The organism is Amycolatopsis sp. NPDC049159, assembly GCF_040648295.1.
Taxonomy (GTDB): domain Bacteria; phylum Actinomycetota; class Actinomycetes; order Mycobacteriales; family Pseudonocardiaceae; genus Amycolatopsis; species Amycolatopsis pretoriensis_A.
On record NZ_JBEZDL010000003.1, the window covers coordinates 383,599 to 396,206 of the forward strand.

The window sequence follows — 12,608 nt, forward strand, 5'->3', positions numbered from 1 at the left end:
CTTTCCCTTGGCCCGCACGGGAAACGCGGGCCAAGGGGAGGTCGTCAGCGGCGGGCCGGCCCGGTCTCGGCCGTGCGGGTGCGGCGGAGCGTGCGCATCACGAACAGCGTGATCAGCAACGCCACCACGCCGCCGCCGGTGCCCGCGAGCGCCACGATCACCGGGGTCGAGCTGCGGTCGTTCGCCGGCGGCAGCTGGGCCATCTGCTGGGACGGGATCGGCGCCATGCCCCCGACTTCGGACGGCAGGGTCGCGGTCAGCGCGGCCACCGGGTCGACCACGCCGAAGCCGACGAAGTTGTCGCGCCCGCCGGGTGCGGCCGGGTGCTGGGCCGTCTGCTTGATCCGGTTGACGATGCCCCGCCCGTCGAGCTGCGAGAACTTCGCCTTCACCAGCGCGGCCAGCCCGGCGACGTACGGCGCCGCGAAGCTGGTGCCCTGGATCTCGCTGGCCTTGTCGCCGCTTTCGAAGGTCAGGTTCGCGAGGCCGTTCGAGCCTTCGGCGGGGTCGAGCGAGACGATCTTCGTGCCCGGCGCCGCGACGCCCACCCAGGGGCCGTGCACGCTGAACGCGGCCACGCCGCCGGTGTCGTCGATCGCACCCACCGACAGGACGTCGTCGGCGAACCACGGCGGCGTCACGATCGTCTTGGGCTTCTTCGCGTCGGGCTGGTCGTTCTGCGGGCACGTGTCCGTCGCGTTGCCCGCGGCGGCGATGATCACGACGCCCTTCTCGGCCGCGAAGTGCACGGCGGCCTGCACCTGCTGCTCGCCTTCGGTGATCGACCCGGTCGCCGGACGGCAGTTGTCGACCGACATGTTGATGATGTCGGCCTCGTTGCGCTCGGCGATGCCGCGGATGATCTCGGCCAGCGTCTTCAGCGTGCCCGCGGTGCCGGCCTTCTCCAGCTGGCGCCCGCCGTTCGACTGCCCGGGCGAGGTCTGGTCGCCTTCGCCGGTCCCGCCGCCACCACCCGACGGCGGCAGCGACGATTCCGACCCGGACGGCGGGTTGGTGCTCGACGAGGGCGTGCCCGCGGTGCTGGACGACGGCGGCGGCGGCGCCGCCGTTTCCGTGTTGGGCTCGTAGTTCTCGCTCAGCTGGCGGTAGGACACGATCGTCGCGTCCGGGGCGACGCCGACGAAGCCGACCTCGGGGTTGTCCGGCTTCGCCGCGATGATCCCGGCGACCTCGGTGCCGTGCCCGTCGCAGTCTTCGAGCCCCGGCGGCTGGCCCTTCGTCGTGGTGGAGACGTAGTCACCGCCGGACAGGAGGTTGGGCAGCCAGGGGTGCCGCGTCACGCCCGTGTCGACCACCGCGACCCGGACGCCCTTGCCCGCGCCGCCGCCGGTGGCCGCCCTGACGATGTCCTGCGCCTTGGAGATCTGCAGGTAGTCCTGGCCCCAGGGCCGGTACTTGATTTCGATGTTCTGGCCGAGGGTGCTGCGCTGGACGCAGCCCTTCGACTGCTTGTAGTTCTTGTCCGGCTTGCGCTCGTCCGCGATCAGCTTGCCCGGGTCGACCGGCGGCGGGGTCGCGAAGTAGCCGTCGGTGGACTGCTGCGCCCACCCCGGCACCGCCATCCCGAGCGGCGCCAGGACGCCGATCGTGCCGGCCAGCAAAGCCGTCGTGGTCCGCCGTGCCACTGACATCCGAGATTCACCCGATCCGGTTACTTGAAGTTCAGGTGCCGCAGGGTGGTGTAAAGGTCCATCACACCCAGGGCGAGCGGGAGCACCGACGCGATGCAGAGCGCTTCGATGATCTCGACGGTCCGGCGCAGCGGCGGCGAGAAGCGCTGGTTCGGGAAGATCACACCGACCACGAGCGCGCCGGCGGCGAGCAGGATCAGCGCGCCGAAGACGTAGAGCAGGCGGTTCTGGGCGCTCGCCGAGATCAGCCAGCCGACGCCGATCCCGGTCGCCGAGACCAGGCCGGTGGTGAGCAGCGCGATCGCCTGGCTGCCGTTGGCGTACGCGCGGGCGCGCAGCAGCAGCACGAGCGTCGCCACGACGCCGAGGATGATCCCGAACACGCCGGGCGCGCTGGCGGCGATGACCGCCGAGACGGCGACGGTGGCGCCGCAGCCGACCATCAGGCCGGTCATGTAGTTGTGCGCGATCGCCGTGCGGAGCTCGATCGCGCGGTAGTCGGGGAAGCCGGAGTCTTCCTTCAGCTCTTCGGCGTTGCTGGGGACGTGCGGCAGCGGCAGCTTCGCGAGCCAGATCGTGGCGCGCGGCAGGATCGAGATGCAGGCGAGGGCGACCGCGACCGTGCCGGCCGCGATGCCGGCCGCCGGGTGCGCGACGAGCGTGCCGAAGAGGAAGGCCAGCCCGCCGAAGGTGCCGGCGGTGGCGGCCGCGATGAACGTCGTGATGCCGGCGCCGATGACCATGATGCAGACGGACGCGACGATGATCACGAGGACCGCGCCGAGCAGCAGGTTCGCCCGCAGGGAAAGGCCGGGCACGATGTAGAAGCCGCTGACGAACGCGAGTGGCAGGCCGCCGGCCGCGGCGATCAGGACGCCGGTCGCTTCCGCCTGGTAGGCCTTGGCGAGCGTCGCGCCGACCGCGACGCACGCGATCGCGCCGATGCCGCCCGCGATGGCCGCGCCGAGCGCGCTGCCGCCGTAGAAGGACCCGCTCATGAACAGCGCGACGGCGGCGATGACCAGCGCCAGCCCGCCCGCGACGTGCCCGAAGCGGTTCGCCGTCTCCTTGGTCCACGGCCGGAAGCTGTCGGGCGAGGACTCGGCGATGGCGTCGACGACGTCGTCGTAGAGCGGCGGCGGCGGGTTTTCGTTGCGCTTGCGCAGCTGCAGCAGCTCACCGTCGACGACCCCGAGCGAAGCCAGCGTCCGGCTCGGGTCGAGCGGCGCGTCCCCGAGCTTGGCGAGCGCCCAGCCACCGTGGCGCGCCCCGCCGTCGGGCGCGGTTTCCTTGGCCATGTCCAGCAGCATCGGCAGGAGGTCGGCCACCGCGACGTCGGCGGGCAGCGCCACATCGATCCGCGTCGAGGGCGCGACGACCGTCACCCTGCTGAAAACTGTCGTGCCCGTAGCCACTGCACTGCCCCCGCTCGGTCGAGACTGCTCCCGGGGGAACTTATACCGAACCCCGGTGCCGGCATCATCGAACGTCCGAAATTCACCGCCGGGCCCAGCTCGGGTCGCCGGGAGAACGCAGGTCGGTGGCCGGAACGCCGGATCACTGCCGGTGCCGGGCCGTACACTCGCCAGGCGGGGTCAGGACCACGCCGGTGAGCGGTTACGGCATCCGCCGGAATTCCGCCAGGACGTTCGATAGGTTGTTCGCGCACCTTGCGCACCAAGCGGTGGCCGCCATCGTCGAGTTTGAATGAGGGGTCCTTCGATGAGCACGCTGCAGTTCAAGAAGTCGCCGCGGCTGGCGGCACCGCGCCCGCCGGGTGGTGAGGTGCACCTCGAGCCGCCGCCCGAGGTGCCCCGGGTCATCCCCGGCAACATCGTGATGAAGGCGCTGCCGATCGTCATGATCTTCGCGTCGCTCGGGATGATGGTCTTCATGTTCACCGCCAGCGGGCGGAACCCGATGATGATGGCCATGGGCGGCATGATGGTCGTCGGGACGCTCGGGATGATGGCCGGCGGCGGTGGCAAGGGCGGCGGTGCCAAGCGCGCCGAGATGGACGAAGACCGCAAGGACTACCTCCGCTACCTCGGCCAGATGCGCGACCGCGCCCGCGAGGCGATGGTCGACCAGCGCGCCGCGCTCGAGTGGGTGCACCCCGACCCGCAGTCGCTGTGGTCGCTGGCGGCCAGCCGCCGGATGTGGGAGCGGCGGCAGAACGACCAGGACTTCCTGCACCTGCGCGTCGGGCGCAGCTCGCACCGCCTCGCGACGCGGCTGGTCCCGCCGCAGACCGGGCCGGTCGACGAACTGGAGCCGATCGCCACCCTCGCGCTGCGCCGGTTCGTGCGCGCGCACTCGATCGTGCCGGACCTGCCCACCCAGATCACCCTCCGCGGGTTCGCCGCGGTGAGCATGCAGGGCGACCGGGCGCTGACCCGCGGCCTCACCCGCGCGATGCTCGCGCAGATGGTCACCTTCCACAGCCCCGACGACGTGCTGGTCGCGGTCGCCACCGCGGGCCGCGCGAAGGAGGAGTGGGAGTGGGCGAAGTGGCTGCCGCACGCCCAGCACCCGACGCTGTCGGACGGCATCGGCCAGCTCCGCATGATGGCCGGTTCGCTGGCCCAGATCGAAAACTGGCTCGACGAAGAACTCCGTGACCGCCAGCGGTTCTCGCGCAACGCCACGCCGGCGCCGGACCAGCCGCACGTCGTCATCATCATCGACGACGCCGAGGTCACCCGCGAAGAGCAGATCGTCCTCGAGGAGGGCCTGGTCGGCGTCACGCTGATCGACCTGTCCGACTCGCTCGGCAACCTCGCCGCCCGCCGCGGCCTCCGGCTCGTCGTGGAGGCCGACCGGCTCGGCGCCCGCAGCGCCGGCGGCGTCGAGTGGTTCGGCCGCCCCGACACGCTCAGCCTGGTGGAGACCGAGTCGCTGGCCCGCCTCATCTCGCCGTACCGCGTCGGCGGCGCCGCGGGCCAGGACGTCGGCGACGAAGAGCCGCTGCTGTCCAACCCGTCGCTGCTCGAACTGCTCGGCATCCCGGGCGACCCGATGACCTTCGACGTCCAGCAGGCGTGGCGGCCCCGGCCGATCCGCGACCGCTACCGCGTCCCGTTCGGCGTCGGCGAGTACGGCCAGCCGGTCGAGCTGGACATCAAGGAAGCCGCCGCCGAGGGCATGGGCCCGCACGGCCTGTGCATCGGCGCGACCGGTTCCGGCAAGTCGGAGTTCCTCCGCACCCTGGTGCTGGGCCTGCTGGCCACGCACTCGTCGAGCACGCTCAACTTCGTCCTCGTCGACTTCAAGGGTGGCGCGACGTTCATGGGCCTGGACAAGGCCCCGCACGTCTCCGCGGTCATCACCAACCTCGCGGACGAGGTCACGCTGGTCGACCGCATGAGGGACGCGCTGGCCGGCGAGATGAACCGGCGCCAGGAAGCGCTGAAGAACGGCGGCAACTTCAAGAACGTCTGGGAATACGAGAAAGCCCGCGAAAACGGCGCCGACCTCGACCCGCTGCCCGCGCTGTTCATCGTCTGTGACGAGTTTTCCGAGCTGCTGTCGGCGAAGCCGGACTTCATCGACCTCTTCGTCGCGATCGGCCGGCTGGGCCGGTCGCTGCAGATGCACATGCTGCTCGCCTCCCAGCGCCTCGAGGAAGGCAAGCTGCGCGGCCTGGATTCGCACCTGTCGTACCGGATCGGCCTCAAGACCTTCTCGGCGGCGGAGTCCCGCGCCGCGATCGGCGTGCCGGACGCGTTCGAGCTGCCCTCGGTCCCCGGTGGTGGCTACCTGAAGTACGACACCTCGACGCTGGTGCGGTTCAAGGCGTCCTACGTCTCGGGCCCGTACCGGCCGGCAGGCCTGAAGGCGGCCGGCCCGGCGGCGACCGTGGTCCGCGCGGACAAGCGGCCGCAGCTGTTCGTCCCGGACTTCGTCGAACTGCCGAAGGAGCCGGAACCGCAGTTCATCGAGGAAGCCCCGAAGGAAGAGCAGCGGCAGCCCGAAGAGGCGGTCGAACCCAGCGAGCTGGACGTCATCGTCTCGCGGCTGGTCGGGCAGGGCCCGCCGGCGCACGAGGTGTGGCTGCCGCCGCTGAAGGACCCGAACTCCCTCGACACGCTGCTGCCGAACCTGAACCCGACCGACGACCGCGGCCTGTCCCCGGTCGGCTTCTTCGGCAACGGCCGGTTGCAGGTCCCGCTCGGCATCATCGACCGGCCGTACGAGCAGCGCCGCGACCCGCTGTGGGCGGACTTCTCCGGTGCGTCCGGCCACGGCGTGATCGTCGGTGGCCCGCAGTCGGGCAAGTCGACGATGCTGCGGACGCTGATCATGTCGATGGCGCTCACGCACACCCCCGAGGAAGCGCAGTTCTACTGCCTCGACCTCGGTGGCGGCACGCTGACCGGTCTGGCCGACCTGCCGCACGTCGGCGGCGTCGCGGTGGCGCGGCGCGAGCCGGACAAGGCCCGCCGGATCGTGGCGGAGCTGACCACCCTGCTCACCGAGCGGGAAGGCCGGTTCGGGGCGATGGGCATCGACTCGATGACCGAGTTCCGCAACCGCAAGCGCCGCGGCGAGATCCGGCCGGACCAGGACCCGTTCGGCGACGCGTTCCTCGTCGTCGACAACTGGCGGGCCCTGCGCGACGACTTCGAAGAGCTGGAAACCACCATCACCCGGCTGGCCACGCAGGGTCTGTCCTACGGCGTGCACGTCATCGTCGCCGCCAACCGCTGGGCGGACATCCGGCCGGCGATCAAGGACATGCTGGGCACCCGGTTCGAGCTGCGCCTCGGTGACCCGACCGAGTCCGACATCGACCGCCGCGTCGCGGTCAACATCCCGGCCGGGCGGCCGGGCCGCGGCCTGACCCGGGAGAAGCTGCACATGCTCGGCGGTCTCCCGCGGATCGACGGGTCGAGCGACCCGGAGACGATCGCGGCGGGGGTGGCCGACGCGGTGGCGAAGATCAAGGGCGCGTGGCGCGGCCGGGTCGCGCCGCAGGTCCGCCTGCTGCCGGAGATGATCACCTACGAAGAGGTGCTGAAGCTCGACACCGCGCGGGACTCCAAGCTGGTCCCGATCGGCGTCAACGAGGAAGACCTGCAGCCGATCTACCTCGACTTCAACGCCGAGCCGCACTTCTACGCCTTCGCCGACGGCGAGTCGGGCAAGACGAACCTGCTGCGGCAGATCGCCCGCGGCATCTCGGAGCGCTACACCCCGTCCGAAGCGCTCATCCTGCTGGTGGACTACCGGCGCACGATGCTCGGTTTCGTCCAGGGCGACGCGCTGCTCGGGTACGCGGTGTCGTCGAACCAGCTGGAGAGCATGGTCGGGGACGTCTTCAACTCGATGACGCGGCGCCTGCCGGGCCCGGACGTGACGCAGGAGCAGCTGAAGACGCGGTCGTGGTGGAAGGGCCCGGAGCTGTTCATCCTGGTCGACGACTACGACCTGGTGGCCACGTCGACGACCAACCCGCTGCGGAAGATCTCCGACTTCCTGCCCCAGGCCAAGGACGTCGGCCTGCACCTGGTGGTCGTGCGGCGCACCGGTGGTGCGAGCAAGGCGATGTACGACCCGATCATCGGCAAGCTGAAGGAGATCGCGGCGCCGGGCATGGTGATGAACGGTTCCCGCGACGAGGGCGCGCTGGTCGGCAACATCAAGCCGAGCGCGATGCCGCCGGGCCGGGGCAACCTGCTCACCCGGAAGGCGGGCAAGCAGCTGATCCAGGTCGCGTGGATCCAGCCCGACTGACGACGGCGGCGGGACGAGCTCCCGGCGGGGTGGGTAGGTTCCTCCCCGAGGGAGCGCCCCGCCGGCGGGGTGTGGGGAATCGCGACGAAATGTGCGGGAGCTGCTGGTGACGGTCCGGGTTGCGGTGGACTTCGGGACGTCGAGCACCTGCGTCGTCGCCTCCGTGAACGGGCGCGAACCGCAGGTCGTGGTGATCGACGGCCAGCCGCTGATGTCCTCGGCGGTGTTCGCGGCCGCGGACGGCACGCTGTTCGTCGGCCAGGAGGCCGAGCGGCAGGCGGCGGTCGACCCCTCGCGGTACGAGCCGAACCCGAAGCGCCGGATCGACGAGGGCGAGCTGCTCCTCGGCGACAGCGTCCTGCGGGTGACCGACGTCGTGCACGCCGTTCTCGGGCGCGCGGTGGCCGAAGCGCGCCGTCTCGCCGGGGACGCCGAGATCGACCTGCTGGTGCTGACCCACCCCGCGGACTGGGGCGCGATCCGCACCCGGCTGCTGCGGCAGGCGGCGGGCGGGCTGGCGCGCGAGGTCGCGCTGGTGCCCGAGCCGGTCGCCGCGGCGGTGTACCACGCGGCGACGTTCGCGCCGCAGGACGTGACGAACGACCGCACCGTCGAGTTCAGCGGCCGCCCCGGCGACGCGCTCGCGGTGCTGGACCTCGGCGGCGGCACGGTGGACGTCAGCGTGGTCCGGCGGCTGCCGCCGGAAAACGCGCGGGACCGCGCCGGCCGTCCGCAGCGCGGCGGGTTCCAGGTCCTCGCCACCCGGGGCGACCCCGGGTTCGGCGGCGCGGACGTCGACCAGGCGCTGCTGGAGCACGTCGGCTCGCTGGTGTCCGCGGCCGACCCGGACGCGTGGCGCCAGCTCGTGGAAGGGCGGGAGCTGGTCGACCGGCGCCGCCGCCGCGTGCTGCGCCAGGACGTCCGGGGTGCGAAGGAGACGCTCTCGCGGCACGCCTACACGGACGTGCCGATGCCGCCGCCGTTCGCCGACGCCCACGTCACCCGCGAAGACCTGGAGCGGCTGATCGCCGCGCCGCTGGGCCGCGCGGTGGAGCTGACCGTCGCGGCCATCGGCGACGCGGGCCTGCGGCCGAAGCAGCTCACGGCGATCTTCCTGGTCGGCGGCTCGAGCCGGATCCCGATGATCTCCCGGCTGGTGCACGAGCGCACCGGCGTCGTGCCGACGAGCCTCGACCAGCCCGAGACGGTCGTGGCGCGCGGCGCGCTGCGGGCGGTGCTGGTGGACCCGGACCGCACCGGCGCCCTCCCCGGCGAAACGATGGCGCGGCTCGGCGCGGTACCGGGCGGCGCGCACAGCCCGGCGGCGCAGCGCACGGAGGTCGTCCGGCCCGGCGACGTCGCCCCGCGCCAGGCACCGGTCCCGCCGCGCACCGCGCCCGCCGCGGGCGGGTTCCCGAACCGCCAGGGGCCGCCGCCGTCGCCGCCCCACGGCCAGCCCGCGGCCCGCCCGTGGACCCCGGCCGCCGGCCAGCCCGCCCAGCCGGGCCCGCCGCCGGTGCGGCCCGCGCCGGAACCGGCCGCGAAGAGCAAGCGGAAGCTGTGGGGCGTCGCCGGGATCGCGGTGGTCGTCGTGGCCGCGCTCGTCGTCGCCGGCATCCTCGTGTTCAAGAGCTCCGGGAACGACGCCGCGAGCGGGCGCACGCTCTCGCAGTACGACTTCAAGTTCGTCTCGCCGGGGGACTGGGTCCAGACCGACGACCGGGTCGCCGACCGCCAGGTCGTCATCCACCCGCAGGAATCCCGCGACGGCAACGACCTGCTCGTCGCGCAGGAATACGTGATGGACTACGACGCGACCGCCGATCCGCAGAAGCTGGTCGACGAGCTCAAGCGCAGCGCGGAGGCCGACACCGAGCGCTGGAGCGCGTTCAACCCGAGCGTGTCCTACGCCGGCCGGACCGTGATCGGTTACCACGAAAGCAAACCGGACCGGCCGGATCTCCAGGTCGACTGGTACGTGGTCGCGAAGGGCAAGGTGCGGGTGCACATCGGCTGCCAGTACGCCACGGCGCAGCTGAAGGACCGGGTCGCCGTCGCGTGCACGCAAGCCGTGTCCACGGTCGAAATCCTCAACTGAGAGAGGCACGCGGTGCCGTCCGAAGAATTCGAAAGCGCCGCGGCGTCCTTCAAACGGGCGGGCCAGGACGCGGTGACGCACGCGCGCCGCGTCGCCGGGAACGCGAAGGCGCGCGTCCAGCGGCGCCGCAGCGAAAACGCCGAGCTGCTGAAGCGCAGCGGCCGCGGCGCGAAGTCCGGCGACCCGACGCCCGGCGCGCTGCGCGCCGCCGCCGAACGGTTCCGCCGCGCCCGCGGGCTGCCGGTCGCGGAGGTTCCCGATCCGGTTCCTTCGCTTTCGCAACCTCCCGCCCGGACGCCTCGATCGGGTGATGAAGACGAAGACTTTTCCCAGATGCGAATCATGAAACGCGATCAGTGACAGCGGTGCCGCGGTCGCTGTGCGTGTGCTAACTCCGCTGGTGGAGAAGACATTTTCGGGTGACGCGTCGCTGGTTCGGAGTGGCCGGCGAATACCTCCGGCGTTCGGTTCCCGCAGTGGGCGTTAACGCAAGCAACTACTTGCGGGCAAAGCACGACACGGGGGAACCGGGCATGGCAATGTCTGCGTCGTAGGGCCGTACAAACGAACAAGCCCGGTACGGACGACCACCAAACTTGCGAAGGGGGTTCCGGCATGTCTGTCGGATTCCAGGGAACACCGGAACAGTTCACCGAGGCCGAAGGCCGCGTCACCGAGGTGCGCGCCGGCATGGACCAGAACCTGTCCACGCTGCGCGACCGCATCGAAGCCACCCGCGCCGGCTGGCAGGGTGAGGCGAAGAAGGCGTTCGACAACGTCATGATGCGCTTCGACGAGGACGCCCGCGGCATGAACCAGGCGCTGCAGAAGATCGCGGAGCTGCTGAAGGAAGCCGGTTCGAAGTACCAGCGCTCCGAGCAGCAGCAGCAGGAGATCATGCAGGCCGTGAACCGCGGCTTCGACCGCCTCGGCTGAGCTCGACCCCGAACTTCTTCTCCACCCACCAGAACTTCCTGAGCACACAAGGAGCATCCCATGCCTGATGGCGCCGGCATTGTCGTAAATTACGCCACCATCAACGCGGCCGCCGAGGACTGCAGGACCACCGGCAACGAGCTGCAGCAGGCGTTCGACCGCCTGAAGGACGACCTCAAGCCGCTGGTCACCACCTGGACCGGTTCCGCGAAGGACCAGTACGACCAGGCCCAGCGCAACTGGGACCAGAAGTTCGAGGACCTGAAGCAGGTTCTGGCGCAGATCGCCGCCGCCCTGCCGCAGATCTCCGACGGCTACCAGAGCACGGACAAGGCCGTCGAGGGCCTGTTCTGAGCCGCTAGCCCCGGGAACCACGGCGGGCCCGCACTCCGGTGCGGGGCCCGCCGTTTTCCGTTGTGCGGCAAGCGAATTCCCGGCGACGGGAAAGTGGCCGGCGGGAAAACCCGGTGGGGCGGGGCTTTCCGGCGCCGCCCGGTCAGTGCGGGGCGCCGACCTCGTACTCCGGCCGGTCGTTGAGCACCCGCACGGTCACCTTCTTCTCCTGCCCGCCGATCGTGACCGTGCAGTCGAAGGTCGTCCCGTTCCGGGCCGCTTCGTTCGACGGGCACTGCGCGTTCTTCACGTCCGGCTCGCCGTAGTTCTCGTTGAGGACCTTGACCACACCGTCCTGAAGGGACTGTTGCTCGAGGACGTCACCGCGGAACGCGCCGAGCAGCCACGCCGCCCCGCCGCCGACCACGAGCACCAGAACCGCCGCGCCCGCGATCAGCAACGGCTTCTTGGACTTCGGCTTCTTCGCCGGCTCCGGGGTGAACGCGCCGAGCCCGCCGTACTGCGCCGGCTGGAAGCCGCCGCCGAACTGCTGCCCGGGCTGACCCTGCGCCGGCCCGCCACCCCCGGGTGTACCCGGGTGCTGCTGGGACGGCGGCTGCCACGGAGCCGGCGCGCCCGGCTGCCACAGGCCCGAGAACGACCCGGACGTGCCCGGCTGCGGCCCCTGGTTCCACTGGCCCGTGTAGGAACCCGTGCCCGGCTCGGCGTTCTGCTGCTGCCACTGCCCGGCGTGCGGGCCGGTCGCCTGCTGCTCCGGCTGCCAAGCGGGCGGCTGACCAGGCTGGCCAGGCTGGTTCGGCTGCGGCTGCCACCACTGCGGCTGCTGCGGGTCCGGCGGCTGGGTCATCGGAGTTCACCTCGGGTCGTGGTCACGCGTCAGCTGCCCTGCGCTTCGCCGAGCCGGCGGTAGAAGTCGTTCACGGCGGCGCGGTCCGGCAGCACGGTGATCTGGGACGCGTCCGGCAGTTTCGGCATGTCCTGCAGGCTCGCCTTGCCGGTGAACCGGAAGTCGTACTTCAGCTCGACGTTGTGGCCGTCGCCGGAGAACTTCGCCTCCATGCCGAACGAGACGAGGCTGCCGTCCGGGTTCAGCGTGATCGTCGCCGGGACCGGCGCCTTCTTCAGCTCCGGCCCGACCTGGTTCGTGATGCTCGGCGGCAGGATCTCGACCTTGTTCTTGACGAAGACCTCGAACGGCACGGTGACCGTCAGCGCGGTCTTGCCGTCGCCGAGGCTCTTCGCGCCGCGCACGGCCCGCTTGTCGGCCTTGTAGGCGTCGACGGTCGAGTCCGCCATCCGGCACGGCGTCAGCACGCCGCCCCACACGCACGGCTGGACCAGCCCGGCATCCGGCTTCGGCATCGAGACCCACGCCGTCGGCGAGACGCCCTTCTGGACGTACATCGGGCCGAGGTAGGTGTACTCGACCGTGCCGTCCGCGGGCGTGTACGTGTCGATGATCTCGTCGGGGTTCTTCTGCGAGCGGTGCCGCACCGCGCGGCTCTCCGGGCTGCCCGTGCGGGCCGACGTCACCGTGCTGTGGATCCACTTGTCGTCGAACTTGAAGTAGGCGTCCAGCGAGTTGGTGACGTCGCGGGTGTCGGTGATGGCGTCGCCCAGCTTGCCGATCACCTGCTCGAACTTGCCGCCCACGTAGTCCGCGGCGTCGTCGCCCTTCGCCAGCGCGGTGCCCGCCTTCGCCTGGCCGCAGGCGCTGACCAGGGCCAGGAGGGCAGCCAGGGCGAAGATCGCCGTCGGTCGTTTCCTCATGCCGTCCCCTGCTCGCGTGTGCCGCCCGGATGGTCCCATCCTCGCGTGTCGTGGCGACGCGT

Annotated in this window: 9 protein-coding genes; 5 read left to right on the forward strand and 4 right to left on the reverse strand. The window is 71.3% G+C overall.

Going from position 1 to position 12,608, the window contains the following annotated elements; translation table 11 throughout:
- Window positions 1-44: 44 nt before the first annotated feature.
- Window positions 45-1,652 (reverse strand): S8 family serine peptidase, encoded by a 1,608-nt coding sequence (locus AB0B33_RS08105; RefSeq protein ID WP_360768233.1) that lies wholly within the window; start codon window positions 1,650-1,652, stop codon window positions 45-47.
- A 20-nt stretch (window positions 1,653-1,672) separates the two neighbouring features.
- The gene (gene eccD, locus AB0B33_RS08110) at window positions 1,673-3,037 is read right to left on the reverse strand and encodes a type VII secretion integral membrane protein EccD (protein WP_247015061.1); all 1,365 of its coding nucleotides are present in this window, start codon (window positions 3,035-3,037) and stop codon (window positions 1,673-1,675) included.
- A gap of 337 nt (window positions 3,038-3,374) precedes the next feature.
- On the opposite strand from eccD, the gene eccCa reads away from it, so the two are divergent.
- From eccCa to AB0B33_RS08135, 5 genes are all read left to right on the forward strand, one after another.
- The gene (gene eccCa, locus AB0B33_RS08115; RefSeq protein WP_247015059.1) at window positions 3,375-7,388 is read left to right on the forward strand and encodes a type VII secretion protein EccCa; all 4,014 of its coding nucleotides are present in this window, start codon (window positions 3,375-3,377) and stop codon (window positions 7,386-7,388) included.
- Window positions 7,389-7,494: 106 nt separating this feature from the next.
- Entirely contained in the window at window positions 7,495-9,486 is a 1,992-nt protein-coding gene (locus AB0B33_RS08120; protein ID WP_247015057.1) for a type VII secretion-associated protein, read from the forward strand.
- Between the two features lie 12 nt (window positions 9,487-9,498).
- Window positions 9,499-9,846 (forward strand): hypothetical protein, encoded by a 348-nt coding sequence (locus tag AB0B33_RS08125; protein WP_360768238.1) that lies wholly within the window; start codon window positions 9,499-9,501, stop codon window positions 9,844-9,846.
- Window positions 9,847-10,101: 255 nt separating this feature from the next.
- On the forward strand, window positions 10,102-10,422 hold the full coding sequence (locus AB0B33_RS08130) for a WXG100 family type VII secretion target (RefSeq protein ID WP_360768240.1): 321 nt from the start codon (window positions 10,102-10,104) through the stop codon (window positions 10,420-10,422).
- Between the two features lie 60 nt (window positions 10,423-10,482).
- Complete coding sequence (locus AB0B33_RS08135; protein ID WP_360768243.1) at window positions 10,483-10,776, forward strand: WXG100 family type VII secretion target; 294 nt, start codon at window positions 10,483-10,485, stop codon at window positions 10,774-10,776.
- A gap of 142 nt (window positions 10,777-10,918) precedes the next feature.
- On the opposite strand, the gene AB0B33_RS08140 is transcribed toward AB0B33_RS08135, so the two are convergent.
- A complete protein-coding gene (locus AB0B33_RS08140; protein ID WP_360768245.1) occupies window positions 10,919-11,623 on the reverse strand; it encodes a DUF4333 domain-containing protein in 705 nt (234 codons plus the stop codon).
- Window positions 11,624-11,652: 29 nt separating this feature from the next.
- Window positions 11,653-12,546 (reverse strand): hypothetical protein, encoded by an 894-nt coding sequence (locus AB0B33_RS08145; RefSeq protein ID WP_360768248.1) that lies wholly within the window; start codon window positions 12,544-12,546, stop codon window positions 11,653-11,655.
- Window positions 12,547-12,608: the final 62 nt, after the last annotated feature.